We start from the raw sequence: 20730 nt of genomic DNA, 5'->3' as shown, positions 1-20730 counted from the left end.
AAACGACACCGGGCAACGTTCTATTTTGCAACAACCCTCTTTGGCAGTTGCAAAAGCTGCCCGTGTTTTCCGCATCAAACGTGGATCGGTTTGCCCGGCGCAAAACAACATAAAGCTTGCATATGACCCAACCCAAACCATATCAGCCCACCGGGATGTTTCCGGCTGGGCGATGGCGCATCCGGCACACCACTCAACTACTCCTGTTGCTGGTCACCTTTTGTGCCAACAGCGGCTGCGGGGTTACGGCGCAGCACAACCCACCGCCACAAAGCACACACCAGCCCACATTTACCAAACAAATACTTAACAATGAATTTATTGCCGAAGGCGTTGCAGTGGGCGATGTAAATAAAGATGGACTGTTGGATGTGCTGGCCGGTGCATACTGGTTTGAAGCACCGCGTTGGACGCCACACGAAATCATGAAGCCAGAAAAGTTTGAGTACGACAAAGGCTACAGCGATGCATTCATCAGCCAAACGATGGATGTGAATTTTGATGGATGGATTGACTTTTTGCGCATTGGTTTTCCGGGTAAAGAAGCTTATTGGTTTGAAAACCCGAAAGGCCAGGGCGGGCACTGGAAAAAGCACCTCATTTATGATGCGGTGGGTAATGAGTCGGCGGGCTTTTTCGATATTGATGGCGATGGCAGGCTCGACTTGCTCGGTGGTGATGCCAATAAAAAAAAGATGACCTGGTTTAAAGCGCCTACAACGGCGGGCAACCTGCAATGGGAGCCCATTGTGATCAGCAACGAAGGCGTGCTGGGCGCCGAGCCATTTTCGCATGGCCTTGGCATGGGCGACATGAATGGCGATGGCCGCCCGGATGTGATCATTACAAAAGGCTGGTGGGAAGCACCGGCCAATGTGCACCAGCCGGGATGGGTTTTTCACGAAGCCAACTTAGGGCAGGCTGCAGCGCAAATGCATGTGTTCGATTTTGACCGAGATGGCGATGCCGACGTAGTGTCATCATCGGCACATGGGCTGGGCATCTGGTGGCACGAGCAGGTAAAAGAGTCGCAGGGCAAAAGCACTTGGGTAACGCATACTATATCAGAAGCATTTTCGCAAACACACGGACTGGCCCTTACCGACATGAACGGTGATGGTGCGCCGGACCTGGTAACCGGCATGCGCTATTTTGCACACATGGGCCGCGATCCCGGCGAACTGAATCCGCCAGTGCTGTATTGGTTTGAATTAAAAGCAGGACCTAGGCCGCAATGGATACCACACCAAATTGACGATGCATCCGGTGTTGGCGTGGAAGTGTTGGTAAAAGACATTACAGCAGATGGATTGAAAGACATCATCGTAGCCAATAAAAAAGGCGTTTTTGTTTTTAAACAAAATAGCCACGACAGTAATAAAGCGGCCCGATGACATTTGCCTGCACTACCAACAGACACTGATTCAACTGGCTAATTACCTTTGAACCCATTTCGATTTACGTTTGAAATACTGCGCCAAAATCTTTGTGTAACTTTCTGTCTTGGTGGTTTTTGGCGCAACAAAACCTGATCATCATGAAAGCGATTGCAGCCCTCCTTTTTGCCTTTATCCTGCAGGCGCCAGCGGCCAATGCACAGTCGCAAACGATTGCGCTCTTTGATGGCAAAACGTTTAACGGCTGGGAAGGCGACACCACAAATACATGGCGTATTGAAGGCGGCGCACTGGTGGGCGGTTCGCTTACAACAGAAGTGCCGCACAATGAATTTATTGCCACCACCAAAAGCTTTTCCAACTATGTGCTCCGGCTCAAATTCAAGCTCACCGGCCACGAAGGATTCATCAATGGCGGCGTGCAGTTTCACAGCCAGCGCATCAAAGATCCTGCCCATGAAATGACCGGTTACCAGGCCGATATTGGCGATGGCTATTGGGGCAGTTTGTACGACGAATCGAGGCGCAACAAGCTACTGGCGGTAGCTGATACGGCGCAGATCAAACGCCTGCTGCGCCGCAACGATTGGAATGATTACGAAATCCGCACCGAAGGAAAGAACATCCGCATTTTTTTAAACGGCGAACAAACCATCGCCTACACCGAAGGGGATGCCGCGATCCCGCAATCGGGGCTTATTGCATTTCAGGTGCATGGCGGCGGCAAAGTGCAGGTGCACTACAAGGACATTTTTTTACAGGAAATAAAAGGGCAGGTGCCTGCGCAGTGAGCCAAGTTTTTCGACGGATACAAACATGCGTTTGCATTTTTCAAAAACACTTTTGATCTCCTGTTAAATTACACCTGAAACCACACGTTCACTACACGAATAAACCACAAGATTGTATGCTCTCCAATAGTCTTTTAATCTGCCTGATTTTTGCCGTGGTGCTGCACCCTGCAGCATTTAGCCAACAAGCTAAAAATGCTGCCGCAAAAACTGCCAAAACAAAAGAATACGACCGCGACTATACGCTGCAAGCCACCATGCTGGGCTACTTTGGCACCGATGGCACCCGCAACCCCGTACTGAAAGCACAAAGCGGCGAATCGGTGCGCATCACCATTGTGAACGGCGAAACGATGACCCACGATATTGCCCTGGAAAAGATGGGCGTAAAAAGCAAGGTGCTGGTGGAAAAAGGCAGCACTACCAGCATTGTATTCCAGGCGCTGCAAAGCGATACTTATTTCTGCACCATTCCGGGGCACCGGCAGGCAGGTATGGTGGGCAAATTTGAAGTAGTGGAAGGCCCCATTACTGATGGCAACACGGTAAGCGGTATCAGGCCCAAAGCAGAGGGCAAAGACCTGAACCTGAATTTTGAATCGGGCAACCTGCAGGACTGGACCGCAACCGGCTCAGCATTCAACAATGCATTGATCAGCGCCGAGCCATCGCCGGTACACGAAAAAGACATGAAGATTGGTTTTTCGGGCAACTATTTTCTGACCAGCGGCGGCACCAAAAACTATAAGCAAACCGGCACACTTACATCGGCGCCCTTTACCGTCACGCATCCGTTTGCTGCATTTAAAGTATCGGGCGGCGCCTTGCAGGATACCCGCGTGGAACTGGTGCGTGCCGACAACAAGGAAGTGATTTTCCAGATCACGGGCACGGGTCGGGCTACGCTGCAACCCGTGGTGGTGGACCTTTCGGCGCACCTGAATAAGGAAATATTTATCCGCATTATTGACAACGAAACCGGCATTTCGCAGATCCCATACATCGGTGATGATACGTGGGCACATATTAATTTCGACGACTTTCTTTTTTACGCCGCCCGCCCCGATTTTCCGAATGAACTGAAAAAGGAAGACATCATTATTTTGCCGCCGCTCGATCCTATTGTACATGCCGGGTTATCGGCACAGCAGGCAGCCAAAAGCATGACGGCGAAGGCTGGATTTTCAGTGACACTGGCTGCCTCCGAACCCGAAATTGTAAGGCCCATTTCGTTTACCATTGATGCCAGAGGCCGGCTTTGGGTGGCCGAAGCCCACACCTACCCCGTGCGGGCCCCGGAAGGCGGGGGCAAGGACCGCATCCTGATTTTTGAAGACACCGATGGCAATGGCACCCTCGATAACAGGAAAGTGTTTATGGAAGGCCTCAACCTGGTCAGCGCCATCGAGGTAGGCATGGGTGGCGTGTGGCTGGGATCGGCGCCGCACCTGTTGTTTATCCCGGTTGATAAAAAAGGGGACAAACCTGCAGGGCCGCCGCAAGTAGTGCTCGATGGATTTGGGCTGGAAGACACCCACGAAATTCTGAACAACTTTCGCTGGGGACCAGATGGCTGGTTATACGGCACACATGGTGTGTTTACCCACTCCAACGTTGGCCGCCCCGGCGCACCGGATGGCGAGCGGGTAAAACTAAACGCAGGTATTTGGCGCTATCATCCCACGGCTAAAAAGTTCGAGTTGTTTTCGGAAGGAACCAGCAACCCCTGGGGTATTGATTTCAACGATTACGGCCATTCATTCATCACCGTTTGCGTGATCCCGCATATGTTTCAAACCATCCAGGGTGCCCGCTACCAACGCCAGGCAGGCGAACATTTTAACGCCTATACGTACGAAGACATCAAGCAGGTGGGCGACCATGTGCATTGGGTGGGCGACCGCGGGCCGCATGCCGGCAACTTCCGGTCTAATTCTGCAGGCGGCGGGCATGCCCATGCGGGTGCCATGATTTACCTGGGTAGCGAGCTTTGGCCCAAAGAATACCGCAACAATATTTTCATGAACAACATTCATGGCAGCCGGGTAAATATGGACCGGCCGGTCCGCAAGGGCTCGGGGTATGTGGCCCACCATGGCGAAGACTTTTTGTTGACGAATGATACCTGGTCGCAGTGGCTAAATTTCCGCTATGGTCCCAGTGGGTCGGTTTATGCCATTGACTGGTACGATAAGAACCAATGCCATAGCTCCAACCCCGATGTGCACCAGAAAACGATGGGTCGCATTTTCCGCATCAGCCACGAAACCGACAAATGGGTACAGGTTGATCTGACAAAAGCATCGGATAAAGAACTGGTGGCCTACCATCTGCATTCCAACGAATGGTATGTGCGCAATGCGCGGCTGGTATTGCAGGAACGCGGCGGCAATAAAAAAGTGCACAAGGCATTAAAAGATATTTTGCACAACAACCCTGACGTGACCCGTAAGCTGCGGGCCCTTTGGACGCTGCATGTAACCAATGGCCTGAAGGAAGCCGAACTCCTGAAGCTGCTGGATCACGAAAACGAATACATGCGGAGCTGGGCCATTCAACTGCTGGCAGAAAACAAAGCGTTGTCGGCGGCAGCGCTCCAACGTTTTGCAACAATGGCCCAAGAAGATACATCGGCACTGGTGCGCCTGTACCTGGCATCTGCCATGCAGCGCACCGCGTTGGAGCAACGATGGGAAGTTTTGGAAGCCTTGTTGCAAAAAGCAGAAGATAAAGCCGACCATAACCTGCCGCTGATGCTGTGGTACGCTTTTGAACCGGCTGTACCTACCAATGTAACCCGTGCTGCCGATGTTGCCGCAAAAGCCAAGGTGCCCCATATCTTACCGTTTACCATTAAGCGGCTAGGCGCCATCAAATCGGCTGAATCCATTAAGGCATTGCAGGAGTTGGAACACCGGGTAAAAAGCAATCCCGAAACGCATCATAACCACGAGATTGAGGCATTGCTTAAAAAGGCACTGGCTAGTAATTAAATGGTTGCACTTTTTCGGTTATGGGTTGGCGTTACACTTTGCTAACCACCAGTAAATGAAGGTCGCCTCATTCACTGTGTATTGTGTTTTACTGCTAAAATTATTGTGTTTGGGAAACCATCATCCCCCATTAGGGTTGTCATGCCGAACTTGTTTCGGCATCTCCTTGTGCTGTGATCAACTCCGCCAAGTGTAGGGGATGCCGAAACAAGTTCGGCATGACAGATGCTGATTGTAAAAAGTGTCCTACAACATCTTTGGAATTTTACTTTTTGCATATAATGTACTCAGTTCACAGAGCACGCTTTTGCCTCTGTCATCCTGAGCGCAGCGAAGGATCTGAGCCTATACCAACACAAATTCCAAAGTATTAAAGAGTCTACGTTTCATTCAACAGTTCGTCATGCTACAACACTCAGATGCTTCGCTGCGCTCAGCATGACAAACAAATGGTTTACCGCAAAAAGTGAATTGGTTTCAATTTCTTGCACATAAAAAAATCCCGCATTGGACATGCGGGATTTTTTATTAAGGTTTATAAATCGTTGCTTTCTAAAAACAATACTATTATGCCGGCCGTGCAGTCTTATTCACACCTGCAGGTTTGCCATTAAAAATGGCATCATCCACAAATGGTTGGCTGCGCAGGCGCTGCCCCGAGGCTTTGAAGATAGCGTTGCCCACGGCGCCACCGGTTGGTGGCAATGCCGGTTCGCCCAAGCCGGTTGGATCAATACCGTTGTCTACAAAATAGGTTTCGATTTCGGGTATTTCCGTCATGCGGATGAGGCGGTAGCTGCCAAAATTATTTTCCTGGGGCGCGCCGTCTTTAAACGTAAGCTTGCTGTACATGGCATGGCCCAGGCCATCCACAATGCCACCCATCACCTGCTGGCGGGCACCACTTAAGTTGACCACTTGTCCGCAGTCGGATGCAGCATAGATTTTTTTGACAACCGGCTTGCCGTTTTGCATGACAACATCAGCTACCTGCGCCACATAGGACCGGTGCGAGAAGTACACACTGAAGCCCTGTCCTACTCCTTTTTTGGTACCCCAAGCCGATTTTTCGGCAACCAGTTTGGTAACGCCAATCATGCGGTCAATGTCGTATTTGATGGCACCAACCGGGGCGGTCTTTGCTTTTCCCAACAACTCCAACCTGAATACGATCGGGTCTTTTTTTGCTGCCTGCGCCACTTCATCAAGGAAGGATTGCTCGGCAAAAGCCAGGAAATTGGTGATGGGTGCACGCCACGCACCGGTAGTGATGGGCGATGCATGTTCCACCGAATCGATCAACAGGTGCGGCACGGCACCCGAAGGAAAATTATCTTCCCTTGTTGGGTTGCCCGAGTTGATGCCCACGCCCCTGAGTTTATAGCCAATCATGTTGCCGCTGGCGTCCAGCGCCGCTTCAAAGCGGTAGCGTACTGCAGGCCGGTAGCTGCCGCCGGTCATATCATCTTCCCTTGACCAGATCAATTTTACCGGCGCTTTAATAATGCTCGATAGTTCGGCGGCTTCGGTTACATAATCGGTCTTCAAGCGGCGGCCAAAGCCACCACCCAGGCGGGTCATTTCTACGGTAATTTTTTCTTCGGAGATGTTCAGCAATTTTGAAACGGCCGTACGGGCCGCAGCGGGAGTTTGCGTGGGGCCAACTAGCTCAACGCCGTCTTCCCGCACATGCGCAAAAAAGTTCATCGGTTCCATGGGGCTGTGCGCAATGAACGGGCATTGGTATTCGGCGCGAACAACTTTTGCAGCCGTGCTGAAAGCTGTTGCTACATCGCCATCTTTTCGGCGCACCGTTGCCTTATCCGAATCCAACAAGGTTTTGAACAGTCGGTCGTGGTCTTCGCTGCTTTCCAGTGCGCCATCTTTTTCATATTCCACGTTCAGCAGCCTGCGGGCTTTAATGATGGCCCAGGTAGATTTACCTACAACGGCCACATTATTGCCAAACCTTACCACATGCGTGATGCCGGGCACTGCTTTGGCTGCGGCATCATCTACGGATTTGATTTTGGTGCCAAATGCAGGCGGACGCTGCAGCATGGCCAGTACCATTCCATCGCGGCGAAAATCGAGGCCAAACAAGGGCTTGCCGGTGGTAATATCTTTGTTAGCAACGTTCTTAACAGCCTTGCCAATGAGTTTAAAATCTTTGCGGTCTTTCAGCGGCACATCCTTAGGCACGGGTAGCTTGGCCGCATCTTCGGCCAGCTCGCCATAACCCAGTTTGCGGCCTGTTTTGGTGTGCACTACAAACCCTTCGCCAGTGGTGCATTCATCAACCGCCACGCCCCATTTTTGCGCAGCAGCCTGCACCAGCATGTGGCGTGCAGTGGCGCCTGCATTGCGCAGCAACTTCCATGAATGCGGCACGGCACCGCTGCCGCCGGTTACCTGCCGGTCGAAGGCTTTGGTGTCGAGTGCAGCCTGCACCACTTTTACATTTTTCCAGTCAGCATCCAGCTCTTCCGCCACGATCATGGGAAACGAGGTCAGGATGTTTTGGCCCAGCTCGGGGTTGGGCGAAAAGATGGTGATGGTGCCATCGGTGGCGATGGACAAAAAGCTATTAAAACCTAGCCCCGATGCAGCGCCGGATGCATTGCCAATAATGGCCGGGGCCGCTTCGGCGCTGAGCCAGTTGAAGCCCAGCATCAGTCCGCCGGTGGTCAATAGGGAGTTTCTTAAAAAGGCTCTCCTGCTTTTATTTACAGTTGACATATTTATGCTTTTGTGCTGGCTAATTTGATGGCTTCACGAATGCGGTGGTAAGCGCCGCAGCGGCAAATATTGCCTTGCATGGTGCGGTCAATTTCCTCCATGGTGGGCTTTGGCTTTTGCTGCAGCAGGGCTGCCGCCGACATGATCTGCCCGGCCTGGCAATAGCCGCATTGGGCCACGTCCACTTCATCCCACGCCTGTTGCAGCGGGTGGTCGCCATTGACCGACAAGCCTTCGATGGTAGTGATTTTGGAGTTGCCAATAGCGCTTACCGGCAACACGCAAGAGCGGGTGGCCGAGCCATTGAAATGAACCGTGCAGGCGCCGCATTGTGCTACGCCGCATCCGTACTTGGTACCTACCAGGTTCAGGTTGTCGCGCAGCACCCACAGCAGGGGCGTATCGGCATCTACGTCCACCTCGTGTGTTTGTCCATTAATTTGAAGTTTGTATAAGGGCATATAGCTAATATTAAATCAAAGATGATTTGGCAATCGGGGCCGCTTTTGGCGTGAGAAAATACAAATTTTCCAGTGAATGGGCCCAACGTGCAATAAAAGCAGGGCTGCATTAAAGGCAATGAAAATATTTAACGAGCAATTGGTTGAAAATGCCTCGTTCGTTTTGCCACCTGCAAGATTAGCATGAATTGAAATTAAGCGTTCTGAAATGGGGTTAAATAACCTATATAAAACTTTACGGCCATTTCATTTACCCGGCAAAAGCAAGATTAATTTACAATGGCACATTCACTAAATTTTTCCCACCTTTTAAAGGATAGTTTTTTCCTTTCCATAAAAACCTACCTCCCACCTGCGCTGGTAACGTGATGGTTGCCTGCACCGTTTTACCTGTGGTTTGATATTGCACCGCAATGCTACCAATAGGGTGTGGCATCTCGCCGCTGATGTTCTGAATGGCACCTAAATGCGGCTCTATTTTTACCCGGGCAAAACCCGGCGCATCGCTGTCGATGCCCAGTACGGTGCGGAACAACTCGATGTTCGGACTGGAGCCCCACGCATGACAATCGGAGCGGGTGGTGCTTACATCCGATGTTTCGGCCCAGGTGGTGAGGCCCTGCGCCATGTTTTCGCGCCAAATATCCAACCACGAAAGATACTCGGCACCGAGGCCCGCTTTTACCGACGCCTGGTGCACATAATATTTGAAATAAATCGAGGCTTGTGCCAGCGATGAATCAGTCAACATTTTGCGGGCCAATGCTGTGGCTTCGGGCCCGGCAACCATACCCGAAAGAATGGCCAGTGCATTGGCATGTTGCGAAAAAAGTTCTTTACTTTCCGCATCGGCAAAAAGCCTGCGGCCGCTGTGCCAATATTTTTGCTGAATGGTCTTTTTCAACTGAGCTGCTTTTTTTGCATACAACCGAGAAAGGTCCGCCAGGCCCAATTTTGCTTCCATGGCTGCGGCCAGTTGATAGGTCCACAACAGGTGCAGGTCCAGCACCGCCGATTCGCCCCTTTTACCTACCGGCGCCATCCCGTAGTTCCATTCTTTTTCTCCCCGCACCCAATCGGTAAAATTCCAATACGGTACATTTTTCAACGAGCCTTCGACTCCCTGGTAGCGTTCAAAAAAATGAATTACCTGCCGGGCACCGGGCAGCTTTTCACGGATAAAATTAGCGTCGGGCCGGTACATCCAATAGTCGTGCAACATGCCGATCCACCACAGCGAAAAAGTAGGAATCTGTTGGTGCAGGTCGGTTGGATACCGGCTTAATGTAATGCCCTCCGCCAGCCGCGAACGGTCCATGAGGTTGATGGCATAGCGGCCGAGGCGATCATCGCCGCTGTTGTAAAGTGAAACCAGCGCCTGGATGCGGGCATCGCCAATGTATTGCAACTGCTCGTAATAAGGGCAGTCCATGTAGGTTTCAAACGCACAAAGCCTTGCGGTGCGCCAGCCAATGTCCATCATTTGTTGCAGCTCTGCTCCTACCCCTTGCAGCTTTGCATTGTATTGAAATGGATAACCGGTGAACGTGCCCCAAATATCCTCCAGTAACAGGGGCTCGGCAAGGGTCGTGATTTTAATTTGCAGGTAGCGGTAAGTACGCCACCACAAAGGCGTGTACTCCTGCCCGTTAGTACCGTCCGAAATGACGCTGTCCTTTTTACCAATGAAAATTTTGCCGTCCACTTCATTTCGGTTTTCCTTCGGCAGCATCGGTAATGAAGGCCCATCAATCTTCTCGTTTTTGTGTACATAAAGCCCTTCGGCATAAGCCATCGAAATGCCGGTACCCCGCCCGCCACTGAACTGCAGTGTAGGGTAAGCATTGGTCAAAAAACCCTGGTCAAGTAACAGCGTAGCGCTGGTGTTGGGCGGGATAGTTACAGCCGTTTTTGTAGCTGGAAAACCGTTAGGCACCTGCACGCCTTCAGCCCGACGCAATGTGGCCAGTCGCTGCACTTTCATTTCCATTTGCGGCAGCGGTGAGGGCACCAGCATCCATCCCCTTGCATCTACCGATGCATCTTTGGTAAGGCCCGGGCCAATTTCACGGGCAGCTGCCCACGCCGCATCATTGTAAGCTTCATTCATCCAGCCTTTTACATGCTGCGCCATGTGTACCAATTCTGCAGGGCCGGCCACGTAATAGCCCATTACTTTTACGCTAAGCGGCTGGTAGCTGCTGTCTTTTACTGCTTTCCAGGTTTTGTTTGTGTTGAGTATTTCTGCATCCGGTGTAGCGCCCTGCATGATGAAACCCGTGAGGTAAGCGATTTGCGCTTCGGGTTTTAGCTTGCCTTCGTTCCAAACCAGAGCCGACACTAAATTTTTTCCCCTTTGCAGGTAGGGCGCCAGGTCGATGGTTTCAAAGTTCCAGTAATACAAATCACCACGTGCCGGGCCCTGGCTTACCTGCGTCCCGTTTACAAAAAGTTTATACCGGTTGTCGGCCGAAACATGCACTACAAAAGAAGCAGGCCGTTCGGCCAAATCAATAGTCTTTCGAAACTTATAAACACCATAATCCTTCAGACTTACATCCATGTGTGCATTCCAGCGGTTGATGGGTGCACCGGGGCCGGTGATCCACTGGGCCGGCCACGGCTGCTGCATGATATCCGAAGCGGCATCCTGGGCATGTAATGAAAGATGGGAAAACAGGCAAACGAAAAGCACCTGCAGCAAACGCAAGACCATATGGCAGCAATTTAGATGACTGCATTAAGGTAAGAAAGCATTCGCAGGAAAATGAAGGCAGTGGAGATTTTGTGGTATGCAGGAAGACTGCGTCGTAGACGCTTGAATGGTGCGTATGTGTCGAGACGGTTGCTTTGCTTACATAGTGCTAGATGTTGCTTTTAATTTTTTGCTACTGCAAAAAAGGGCCAAAAAAGCAGGCCCGAAATCAAATCACAGCCGGATTTCGGGATGACGCATTGATGTGGCTTTAGTGCTACTGTGATGAAGGACAGCAGAACATTGTTCAACAATTCCGGGGACAAACTTTTGCTCCAATCTGTATGTAAGTAGAATGCATCCAGATACCTTGAAACAATTTAGATTCTTCAATCCAAGACTTTAAAGCTGCCGATTCAAATAAGCTAGTCTTGTATGATCTGCGCATCTTTTTCATCCGACGTTTCAATGCCATGCAGTGAGCCGTTTGAGCTGTCATACATGCCTTCCAGTTCGTCGGTGACGGTATGCTCCCACATTTTTGTTTTGATCAAATACGCAGCACGGCCAATGAGTTGGGCACTTACCGGTGCCGTAACTGTAATGAAAAATATAATGGCCAATACCCGTGAGGTAACACCCACGTTTTGAAAATAAAATGCCGCACCAATCAGGATCAAACCCACACCCAAAGTAGCTGCTTTAGTAGTTACTGAAAGGCGCAAATACAGGTCCGGCATGCGCAGCATCCCGATCGATGCGAGCAAAATGGCAATGGCGCCAATACCGGAAAATATCATGATGAGGATATCAATCATTGTTTCTTCTTTTTTCCAGGTAATAAGAAAAAGCCACCGTAGACAAAAACCCGATGAGTGCCACAACCATGGCAATGTCGAGGAAAGTGCCTTGCTGCGTAAGCACACTGTACACGGCAATAGAACCCAGGCCAATGTTTACGAGTAAATCAAGCGACACCACGCGATCCACTATGCTGGGGCCTTTCAAAAACCGGATGAACACAAACACAGTGGAGAGCGACAGCACCGGCAAAATAAAATAAAGCAGATAATTGTATAAACTCATGATCACCGCATTATGTTGAGCAACGGCCTTTCGAGCCGCAGCTTGATTGATTCAATAAACTTCTCCCGGTCTTCGAGGTACATCCCGTGAACATACATTACCCGCCTGTCGTCGGAAACATCCACCACCAGCGTGCCCGGCGTTAGCGAGATAAGGTTGGACAGCATCGTTATTTCCAGGTCGGTTTTTGCATCCAGTTCTATTTTTACAATACCCGGCTTCATGTGCAGGTTGGAGGTCATTACTTCGTAAGCCACCTGCCAGTTGGCCTTCAGCATTTCGTACAAAAAGAAAAAGAAAAAACCCAGCACCTTAAATGCAATGGTGAAATAGCGTTTGTCGTCGCTGTTGCGGCTGATGATCCAAAGAATAAAATAACTGATGGCAAAACCCAGGAGGAAATTGAGGTACGTAAACGTGCCCGTGATGGCAATCCAAACCAGGGTAAGCATTACGTTGAGTAAAAATCTTTTCTGCATCATGGCGTTACGTTTGTAGTTACACTGCCCAATACAGCATTGATATATGCCGATGTGTCGATCAGTTCCGATGCGATCTGGTTCGACAAGCGAAAAATATTTTCGGCGCCCAGCCCCATGTACAGCGAAATAAAACTGAGAAACAGGATCGGGATGATCAGCATGGCCCGTTCACTCTGCGGCATCTGATCGTAATACCGAATGTGGGGCTTGCGCACCGGGTGCTCCCATTTTTTCCAAAACGCTTCGGACCAAAAACGGGCCAGTACAAACAAGGTAATGATGCTGCCAAATATGAGGCTGCCCAGGAGGAAATAGTTGGCGGTAGTGAAGCTTTCGCTAAACAGGTTGATTTTGGGCCAAAAACCGGATAGCGGCGGCACACCAATCAGCGAAAACAGCGGCACTGCAATCAGCAGCGACAATAGTGGGTAGTTAGCATAAATGCCGCCCATTCGTTTCATGTTCAGTTCGCCACTTATTTTATACACCAACCCGCCAACCAGGAACAAATTAGTTTTGATGATGATGTCGTGAATGAGGTAAAAAACAGCACCCGATAACGCGGCAACAGTAAACATTCCCAGGCCGCCAATCATATAACCGATATGACACACGATGAGGTAAGAAAACATCTTGCGCATATTGGTTTGCACCACTGCACCCAGCCCGCCGCTGATCAATGTCATTGCTGCCAGTATCACGATCAGCGATTTCATAAATGCATCGGGAATAAAGATCAAACTGAATACCCGCAGCAATGCATAGATGCCGACCTTTGTAAGCAATCCAGCAAAGATGGACGAGATAGCAGCCTGTGGTGTGTGGTACGAATCAGGCAGCCAGAAATAGAGCGGAAACATGGCCGATTTAATTCCAAAACCCACCAGGAACAAAATGGCTGTAACCTGCACCAGGCCCTGGTTTTGGATGGTTTTAATTTTACCCGCCAAATCGGCCATATTGAGGCTTCCGGCTAATCCATACAACACGGCAATGGCCGTTAAAAAAATCATTGAGGCCAGGAAGTTGAGCGTAAAATATTTTACTGCGCCTTCGATCTGAACCTTTTTACCACCCAGCGTAATGAACACAAACGAGGAAATGATAATAACCTCGAACCACACGTATAAATTAAAAATATCGCCGGTTAAAAAAGCGCCGTTGAGACCCATCACCAAAAAATGAAAACTGGGAAAATAACCAAATTTCATCCGGGCCCGCTTGATGGTAACCGATGAAAAAACCGTTACCGCGGCAGCAGAAATAGACGCAAGCAATACCATGGTGGCGCTGAATGTATCGGCCACGAACGTGATGCCGAAAGGCGGCCCCCAATTACCGGCCTGCATGGTTAATATTTCACCATCATATACCGCACTGAACAGGGATGCCGACACGACAATGGAAAGAATGCTGCCGGCAATGCTGATGATTTTTTGCGTGAAAATTCTCCTCCAGAAAAACAACAGAAGAATGGCCAGCGAAAACTGCAGCATTACCGGTAAAATAATCAGGTTAATAGTCATCATCTTCTTCTGTTGAATGTATTTGGTCCATATCGTCGGTGTTCACCACCACATACGTTCGCTTGATCAGCACGATGGCAAAAGATTGCAGGCCGAAAGAGATCACAATGGCGGTAAGAATGAGCGCCTGCGGCACCGGGTCGGCGTATACCTGCCCCAGGTAGGTTTCGGTATCCGGGATGAGCGGCGGCTTACCCCGCACCAATCCACCCAGCAAAAAAATCAGCAGGTTCACGCCGTTGCCCAGCAGCACCAGCCCCACCACCAGTTTTACCAGGCTGCGCCGTAGCATCAGGTAAATGCCCGATGCATACAAAAGCCCCACAATCACGGCCAGAATAATCTCCATATTAAACTGCTTCTGATATCGAAAAAATAATGGTTAACGCCACGCCCAGCACTACGATGTACACGCCGAGGTCGAATAGCAATGCATTGCCCACAAGCCCAATTACGGGAATAGGTTTGCTGAGCCAAAGCCCGGTCAACAGGGGCAATCCTTGAAACAACGGCAACACTGCTGCAAACACGGCCAGGGCCAGCCCTACCGGCATCAACCCCATGGGCCGGATGCGGAGCAGCTTGCGTGTTTGGCCAAGGCCAAACGCAAACGCATGCAGCACAAATGCAATGGATGCAATGATGCCGCCCACAAAACCGCCGCCCGGTAGGTAGTGGCCGCGCAGCAGGATGAACACGGAAAACAGCAACAGCAAGGGCAGCAAAAAACTGGCTGCCGTCCTAAATGTCAGGTGTTTCATAATTCCTGGTCGTATTTGTTTAATTGCAGTTTCAGCAGGGCAAACACGCCCATCGCTGCAATGGTCAGTACTGTTATTTCAATCATGGTATCCACGCCTCGGAAATCCACAAGGATCACGTTTACCACGTTTTTTCCTTTGGCAAGTGCGTAAGAGTTTTCTGCAAAAAAATGTGTTGTTTCCTTGCTGGTGGGCTCGTTCAAAACCTCGAGGCCCAGTATGGTGATGAGTGTGCCAAAAAACAGGGAAATCACCCCGTCGCGAATCCGGATGAGCCAATTGGAATAATGGATGTATTTGGGTAACCGGTACAGCACCAGCACAAAAAGGATCACTGTTAAAGTGTCGATGGCAAACTGCGTCATGGCCAGGTCCGGTGCGCTGTAAAACACGAAAATGAGGCAGATGCAATAGCCGATCACACCCATGGCCGCAACCGCCGCTAGCCGCGATGGCGTGTACACCACATAAATTACGGCCGCAGCCAGTATGAACATCACTACCATTTCGGCCGATGTCAGCGGTGACACTTTGGAAAGCTCCACGTAAAATTTAACCTCGGTAAAAGATTTATAGGCCAGCAAAACAGTAAGAAAAGAAATAATAACAAGCACGTATATGCGCAAATAGCCGTTTTGAGACAGCGATGTCCACAGATGTGCCAACTCCCGGAACTTCCGGCTTAGGTAACCCGCAATGTTTTTAGGGGATGATGTGGACAAACCTGCCACCCATGCCGGCTGCCCCACCGATGGCTTAAACAACAAATACAGCAGTAAACCACCGCCAATAGTAGCGGCGCTTAAAGCCAACACCACGTTGAACCCATGCCACAACTGCAGGTGAAATACCGGTGCCGCAGGATCGATAGAAAGCAGCGCCGGCCCAACAATGCCGCCTTCAATAAGACCGGGAAACACACCGAGCAACAAGCTGCCAACGCCCAAAAGAAGGGGCGGCACCCACATGCGCCAATCGGGCAGGTGCACGTTTTTATATGCATCGGGCAGTGGGCCTGCAAAAGGCTTGATACCCGCAAGGATGCTGGCGTACAGGAGCAAAATATTGGTAACAACCGCCACGCCGGTTACCAGTGCAGCGCCCAATTCCGAGCCAAGCGTTGAGGCATAGATCAGGTCTTTACCCACAAAACCAAAACTGGGCGGAATGCCCGAATTAGACAACATGGCCAGCACCCCGGCAACGGCCACCGGCATCATCACTTTGCGCAGGCCCGAAAGTTTGGCCAGGTCGCGGGTGCCGGTCTCGTGGTCAATGATGCCGGTGATCAAAAACAGGCTGGCTTTATACAAGGCATGCACAATGATAAAAACCGTAGCAGCAAGCAAGGCATCCGGTGTGCCCAGGCCAATTAAAAACACCAGCATGCCCAGCGCCGATATAGTAGAATAAGCCAGTACCTCCTTCAGGTCTCTTTTAAAAATAGAATGAAACGCCGCATAAAACATGGTAAAACCGCCGAAGATCATCAGCGTATTGTTCCATGCAGGCACGTCGCCCAGCACTGGCGTAAACCGGGCCAGCAGGTAAATACCTGCTTTCACCATCGTGGCCGAATGCAGGTAGGTGGACACTGGTGTGGGCGCCTTCATCGCGCCGGGCAACCAAAAATGCAGCGGGTATTGTGCCGACTTTGAAAACGCGCCAATGAACAGGAATGCAATGATGAGCGGATACAGCCCGTTGCCTTTCAATGCATCGGCGGAACCAATCATTTCGTTAATAGAATAAGTGCCGCTGATGTTACCGATGAGGGCAAAGGCGCCGAGCAAAAAGAAACCGCCTAAGCCAGTGATGGCTAGCGATACCAACGCCGACTTCCGCGAGTCGCTGTTTTCATTATTGTAACCAATGAGGAAAAATGAACTGATACTGGTAAGCTCCCAAAAAATAAACAGCGTGAAAATATTATCGGACAGCACCATACCCAGCATGGCGCCCATAAAGATGCATAGGTAGCCGTAAAACCGGTCGAGGTAGCGGTCGCCCTTCATGTATGCCGATGTGTATAAAAACACCAGCGTACCGATGCCCGTGATCATCAAGGCAAAGAGCAGCGACAAACCATCTACCAGGAAATTGAAATTGATGCCCATGGAAGGCACCCACTCGTATGAAATAAGTGCGGCTTTATTTGCCGATACCTGCGGAATAAAATTGAGAAAATACAGGAACAAACAAAGGGGCAGCGCCGTGAGCAGAAAAGACCATTTACCACGCAACAGCTTGCCCAGGAATGGAACAAATGAGGCAACTATAAATCCGGAAAGTACAGCTAATAGCATGCATGATAATTTAAATCCGGCGGGCAACATCCGTCTGCCTGCCGGGTTGTGTTGGTTACAACAAATAGAAATTAGCACTACTCCCTACCCCGCTATGTGGCTACACAATTTAGTTTTATCCGTTTAGGTAAACAATTATAAATGCACTGGTTACACGCCTTATATAGACAGCCAAATGCATGTGTTGCGGCCACAACTACCCAATTGTTGCATGATAAATGTTATACCGGGCACAAAAAAATGCAAAAGGCACTTTAACAAAAATGTACCACGCATCCATTGCATCATGCACAAAAATCAGCCCAACGGTTGGCGCATTGCATTCATGTAAAAAGATTGGTGTCATGCCCATTCGTACAAGTGTGCGAATCTTATCGTCGATTTGCACAGACAAAATCCGAAGCCCTTCCACAAAACATTGCTGCTGCAACAAATATGTTTTGCAGAGAATGCCTTAAGAAAACAGTTGCTTCGCAAAGGGCCGCCGCTATCTGTTTCAAATGCGTCACATCTTCCAGCCCATCGCTACCATTTGAAAAATAGTTTTGGCAAAACAAAAAATTAGCCATTAACTTTGAAGCACAAAGTACTTTTAAATGAAAGAGCAGCAGGAGTATATTCGGGACATAGCGGAAATGCGCTCCCTGATGGAGCGTTCTTCCAAGTATATGTCGCTGTCCGGTTTGTCGTTCATCATGGCCGGCATCTATGCTTTGATCGGGGCTTATATTGCCCACAAGGCATTCCGCTTCAACCCCGGTGCGCTTACCGATGGTGCTACCTACGGCTCGTTTGCCAACCTGTCCAAAATTGTTTTCCTCGCCGTTGCCATCCTCATCCTGGCTGTGGGCACCGCCATTTTTTTGTCGGTAAAAAAAGCGGGCAAACGTGGCGAACGTTTTTGGAATGCATCTGCGCGGAGGTTGCTGGTAAACATGGCCGTTCCGCTGGGTGCCGGCGGCATCCTCATTTTTATTTTAATGGATAAAGGGCTGGTGGCGCTGGTGGCACCGCTTACGCTGGTGTTCTACGGACTATCGCTGTACAACGCCAGCAAGTTTACTTACGGCGAAATAAGGAGTTTGGGTATTATTCAAATAGTTTTGGGCCTGGTGAGTTCCTACTTTACCGGGTACGGGCTCTTGTTTTGGGCGCTGGGTTTTGGCTTGGTCCATTTGGTTTACGGGGTTTATATGCACTACAGGTACGAAAGATGAACAATACAATCAACCGGTTACATAAGGCGTTCGAAAGCAGGATCAGGCTGGGCATCATGTCGGTGCTGGCTGTTAATGATATGCTTGATTTTAATGCACTCAAGGAATATCTTGATGTAACGGATGGTAACCTGGCCAGTCACCTGAAAGGCCTGGAAAAAGAAGAATTCATCGGCGTAGAAAAAACATTTGTGGGCAAAAAACCGAACACCAAATATTTCATGACCAAGGCTGGTAAAAAAGCATTTGCCGATCATTTAACTGCGTTGGAGAAATTGATCAAAGGCGTGAATGAATAAGTAACAAACAACGTTTTTAAAACGCATGACAAGAACAACAAACCATATAAATGCAATGAACAAAAAGTGTGTAAATGCTAACGTAGTTGCGATTAAACAATGCATTCCAACCAGCACCACCGCTATTTTTTTGCACCAATACTTTGCATTTCAAAGAACTTTTTAAACATAAAATATTACATACCATGACACAGCAAAACATCGGCACGCCACGCCCCATCAACACAAAAGCCGCAGCAAGCAGCGCCATGCTGGGCGCAGGTTTCGGGCTTTTACTCATTGCATTATTTCTATCCGGCGTAGACCAGCAAAACCCCGCCTGGCCAAGGTTCTGGATGCTGCGGCCACTGATCATCGTTCCATTGGCAGGCGGCATGGGCGGCTTATTTGCGCACCTGGTGCTGCACCTGCGTCACCGCAGTGGCCCGTTTACAATATTGGCCTGGCCTGTTGCCATCATCGGGTTCATCGTTGCCTTGTTTTTGGGCACGGTGCTGGGCCTCGACAGAACGCTTTGGAACTAACAAAAACGCATCAACCAACACACCAAAACAATTCATCCAACTTATTAAATCGTCAACAAATGAAAGAGGAAATTCAGGCACACCTTACCGATGCCCACCAGCTCGAAAAGTTGTACCGCACCAACAAATCGCAGTTCAAACAAAGCTTTGGCACACTGTACCCCGAAATAAAAGGCACCCCCATTGCCGACTGGTGGAATGAGCGGCTCAATTATGAAAACGAAGAGATCAGTTGGGGCACCGGCAAAGAACTGTTTTGGGTATTGATCGGTGTATTGATTGCTGGACTTATTGCCAAAATTCCCGCCGTCTTTGGCATTGACGAAGAGTACTTTTATCCGCGCAACATCGGCTTCATCGTGTTCCCGGTTTTGTCGGCATATTTTGCCTGGAAAAATGAATTGCCAAAAGGCAAGATTGCATTCATTGCCGGCGCCATGCTGGCGGCTTTGATCTTTATTAATTCCTTGCCGCAATCACAAACCAGCGATACGTTGGTGCTTTCTTGCATTCACCTGCTCCTGTTTTTATGGACGCTGTTGGGCATTGCCTTTGTGGGCAAAAAAGACAGCAGCGATCTGCGATTGGGCTTTTTAAAATACAACGGCGACCTCGTAGTAATGACCACGCTGATCCTCATTGCAGGCGGCATCATGACGGGCATCACCATCGGCTTGTTTTCTTTACTGGGCCTCAACATCGAGGAGTTTTATTTTAAAAACATCGTGGTGTTCGGGTTGCCTGCAGCGCCCATCATCGGCACTTATCTTACCCGCACCAACCCGCAATTGGTTGGTAAAGTTTCGCCGGTGATAGCAAAAATTTTCAGTCCGCTGGTGTTGGTGATGCTGGTGATTTACCTCGTGGCCATGGTGTATTCCGGCAAGGATCCATATAACGACCGCGAGTTCCTCCTGATCTTCAATGCGCTGCTTGTTGGTGTAATGGCCATCATTTTCTTTTCCGTTGCCGAAACAGCCAAAAACGAAAAAAGCCGCTGGGAAATTTGGGTGCTGCGTTTGCTATCGGCCGTAACCATTATTGTAAATGGCATTGCGCTTTCGGCCATTGTATTCCGCATTTCCGAGTGGGGCATCACACCCAACCGGCTGGCTGTACTCGGTGGCAATGTTTTGATCCTGGGCAACCTGTTGCTGGTAACGGTACAACTGTTTCGTGCCGGCTTCAACAAAGATGAACTGTCTGGTGTAGGAAAAGCCATTGCCTCCTACCTGCCGGTGTATATGGCCTGGGTAGCCATCGTTACCTTTTTGTTTCCGTTCATTTTTGGGTTTAAATAAAAGTCCGGGCGGTAGATGTTGCGAGGCTGCAATGTTTACCGCCCATTTTTTCCGCATGTGCTTTGAATTTCAAAGCAAATAAACAATACTATTAAAATTATTCAACTGCGCTACATATGAAACGAATCAACATGTTTAAATGGATTACTGCG

At 49.7% G+C, this 20730-nt stretch carries 17 protein-coding genes; 7 read left to right on the top strand and 10 right to left on the bottom strand.

The features are described 5' to 3' along the window. Nucleotides 1-122: 122 nt before the first annotated feature. From EPD17_RS08475 to EPD17_RS08465, 3 genes are all read left to right on the top strand, one after another. Nucleotides 123-1394, top strand: coding sequence for an FG-GAP repeat domain-containing protein (locus EPD17_RS08475; protein WP_204743372.1), 1272 nt, complete (start codon nt 123-125; stop codon nt 1392-1394). Between the two features lie 143 nt (nt 1395-1537). Further along, nucleotides 1538-2188, top strand: a complete 651-nt coding sequence (locus tag EPD17_RS08470; RefSeq protein WP_132053401.1) for a 3-keto-disaccharide hydrolase — start codon at nt 1538-1540, stop codon at nt 2186-2188. Between the two features lie 116 nt (nt 2189-2304). Further along, nucleotides 2305-5181, top strand: coding sequence for a PVC-type heme-binding CxxCH protein (locus tag EPD17_RS08465; RefSeq protein ID WP_132053399.1), 2877 nt, complete (start codon nt 2305-2307; stop codon nt 5179-5181). Nucleotides 5182-5748: 567 nt separating this feature from the next. Here the strand turns inward: EPD17_RS08465 and EPD17_RS08460 are convergent. From EPD17_RS08460 to EPD17_RS08415, 10 genes are all read right to left on the bottom strand, one after another. After that, entirely contained in the window at nt 5749-7920 is a 2172-nt protein-coding gene (locus EPD17_RS08460; protein WP_132053397.1) for a xanthine dehydrogenase family protein molybdopterin-binding subunit, read from the bottom strand. Nucleotides 7921-7922: 2 nt separating this feature from the next. Next, a complete protein-coding gene (locus EPD17_RS08455) occupies nt 7923-8381 on the bottom strand; it encodes a (2Fe-2S)-binding protein (RefSeq protein ID WP_114235126.1) in 459 nt (152 codons plus the stop codon). A 274-nt stretch (nt 8382-8655) separates the two neighbouring features. Beyond that, nucleotides 8656-11097 (bottom strand): alpha-L-rhamnosidase-related protein, encoded by a 2442-nt coding sequence (locus EPD17_RS08450; RefSeq protein WP_132053395.1) that lies wholly within the window; start codon nt 11095-11097, stop codon nt 8656-8658. 404 nt (nt 11098-11501) lie between these two features. After that, nucleotides 11502-11894: a monovalent cation/H(+) antiporter subunit G gene (gene mnhG / locus EPD17_RS08445; RefSeq protein WP_114235128.1), complete on the bottom strand. Its 393-nt coding sequence runs from the start codon at nt 11892-11894 to the stop codon at nt 11502-11504. Continuing rightward, entirely contained in the window at nt 11887-12162 is a 276-nt protein-coding gene (locus EPD17_RS08440; protein ID WP_132053393.1) for a cation:proton antiporter, read from the bottom strand. Before EPD17_RS08440 ends, mnhG begins: the two co-directional genes overlap by 8 nt. A gap of 2 nt (nt 12163-12164) precedes the next feature. Beyond that, entirely contained in the window at nt 12165-12644 is a 480-nt protein-coding gene (locus EPD17_RS08435; protein WP_204743370.1) for a Na+/H+ antiporter subunit E, read from the bottom strand. Continuing rightward, nucleotides 12641-14173, bottom strand: coding sequence for a proton-conducting transporter transmembrane domain-containing protein (locus EPD17_RS08430; RefSeq protein WP_204743368.1), 1533 nt, complete (start codon nt 14171-14173; stop codon nt 12641-12643). Before EPD17_RS08430 ends, EPD17_RS08435 begins: the two co-directional genes overlap by 4 nt. Next, nucleotides 14160-14519 (bottom strand): Na+/H+ antiporter subunit C, encoded by a 360-nt coding sequence (locus EPD17_RS08425; protein ID WP_132053391.1) that lies wholly within the window; start codon nt 14517-14519, stop codon nt 14160-14162. Before EPD17_RS08425 ends, EPD17_RS08430 begins: the two co-directional genes overlap by 14 nt. Before the next feature lies 1 nt (nt 14520). After that, on the bottom strand, nt 14521-14931 hold the full coding sequence (locus tag EPD17_RS08420; protein ID WP_114235132.1) for a Na+/H+ antiporter subunit B: 411 nt from the start codon (nt 14929-14931) through the stop codon (nt 14521-14523). Then, nucleotides 14928-17237, bottom strand: a complete 2310-nt coding sequence (locus tag EPD17_RS08415) for a putative monovalent cation/H+ antiporter subunit A (RefSeq protein WP_132053389.1) — start codon at nt 17235-17237, stop codon at nt 14928-14930. The genes EPD17_RS08420 and EPD17_RS08415 overlap by 4 nt, the downstream gene beginning before the upstream one ends. Nucleotides 17238-17833: 596 nt before the next feature. Here EPD17_RS08415 and EPD17_RS08410 point away from each other — a divergent pair. The 4 genes from EPD17_RS08410 to EPD17_RS08395 all read left to right on the top strand — a co-directional run bounded on the left by EPD17_RS08410 (nt 17834) and on the right by EPD17_RS08395 (nt 20578). After that, nucleotides 17834-18454 (top strand): hypothetical protein, encoded by a 621-nt coding sequence (locus EPD17_RS08410; protein WP_132053387.1) that lies wholly within the window; start codon nt 17834-17836, stop codon nt 18452-18454. Beyond that, entirely contained in the window at nt 18451-18753 is a 303-nt protein-coding gene (locus tag EPD17_RS08405; protein ID WP_114235135.1) for a winged helix-turn-helix domain-containing protein, read from the top strand. Before EPD17_RS08410 ends, EPD17_RS08405 begins: the two co-directional genes overlap by 4 nt. A 185-nt stretch (nt 18754-18938) precedes the next feature. Then, nucleotides 18939-19277, top strand: a complete 339-nt coding sequence (locus EPD17_RS08400) for a potassium transporter KefB (RefSeq protein ID WP_132053385.1) — start codon at nt 18939-18941, stop codon at nt 19275-19277. Nucleotides 19278-19336: 59 nt separating this feature from the next. Next, nucleotides 19337-20578 carry a DUF4153 domain-containing protein gene (locus EPD17_RS08395; RefSeq protein ID WP_132053383.1) on the top strand — a complete coding sequence of 414 codons (1242 nt, stop codon included), beginning with the start codon at nt 19337-19339 and terminating at the stop codon, nt 20576-20578. Nucleotides 20579-20730: the final 152 nt, after the last annotated feature.

It is taken from the genome of Pseudocnuella soli, assembly GCF_004347775.1.
Lineage (GTDB): Bacteria > Bacteroidota > Bacteroidia > Chitinophagales > Chitinophagaceae > Flavisolibacter > Flavisolibacter aquaticus.
The sequence above is the reverse complement of the archived record's forward strand: the minus strand, read 5'-3'. Positions and strand labels throughout refer to the sequence as shown.

Coding starts and splice junctions, on each gene's coding strand:
- EPD17_RS08415 (WP_132053389.1), bottom strand. CDS start 17,237: ATGCTATTAGCTGTACTTTCCGGATTTATAGTTGCCTCATTTGTTCCA.
- EPD17_RS08400 (WP_132053385.1), top strand. CDS start 18,939: ATGACACAGCAAAACATCGGCACGCCACGCCCCATCAACACAAAAGCC.
- EPD17_RS08435 (WP_204743370.1), bottom strand. CDS start 12,644: ATGATGCAGAAAAGATTTTTACTCAACGTAATGCTTACCCTGGTTTGG.
- EPD17_RS08470 (WP_132053401.1), top strand. CDS start 1,538: ATGAAAGCGATTGCAGCCCTCCTTTTTGCCTTTATCCTGCAGGCGCCA.
- EPD17_RS08460 (WP_132053397.1), bottom strand. CDS start 7,920: ATGTCAACTGTAAATAAAAGCAGGAGAGCCTTTTTAAGAAACTCCCTA.
- EPD17_RS08475 (WP_204743372.1), top strand. CDS start 123: ATGACCCAACCCAAACCATATCAGCCCACCGGGATGTTTCCGGCTGGG.
- EPD17_RS08465 (WP_132053399.1), top strand. CDS start 2,305: ATGCTCTCCAATAGTCTTTTAATCTGCCTGATTTTTGCCGTGGTGCTG.
- EPD17_RS08410 (WP_132053387.1), top strand. CDS start 17,834: ATGAAAGAGCAGCAGGAGTATATTCGGGACATAGCGGAAATGCGCTCC.
- EPD17_RS08420 (WP_114235132.1), bottom strand. CDS start 14,931: ATGAAACACCTGACATTTAGGACGGCAGCCAGTTTTTTGCTGCCCTTG.
- EPD17_RS08455 (WP_114235126.1), bottom strand. CDS start 8,381: ATGCCCTTATACAAACTTCAAATTAATGGACAAACACACGAGGTGGAC.
- mnhG (WP_114235128.1), bottom strand. CDS start 11,894: ATGATTGATATCCTCATCATGATATTTTCCGGTATTGGCGCCATTGCC.
- EPD17_RS08430 (WP_204743368.1), bottom strand. CDS start 14,173: ATGATGACTATTAACCTGATTATTTTACCGGTAATGCTGCAGTTTTCG.
- EPD17_RS08405 (WP_114235135.1), top strand. CDS start 18,451: ATGAACAATACAATCAACCGGTTACATAAGGCGTTCGAAAGCAGGATC.
- EPD17_RS08395 (WP_132053383.1), top strand. CDS start 19,337: ATGAAAGAGGAAATTCAGGCACACCTTACCGATGCCCACCAGCTCGAA.
- EPD17_RS08440 (WP_132053393.1), bottom strand. CDS start 12,162: ATGAGTTTATACAATTATCTGCTTTATTTTATTTTGCCGGTGCTGTCG.
- EPD17_RS08425 (WP_132053391.1), bottom strand. CDS start 14,519: ATGGAGATTATTCTGGCCGTGATTGTGGGGCTTTTGTATGCATCGGGC.
- EPD17_RS08450 (WP_132053395.1), bottom strand. CDS start 11,097: ATGGTCTTGCGTTTGCTGCAGGTGCTTTTCGTTTGCCTGTTTTCCCAT.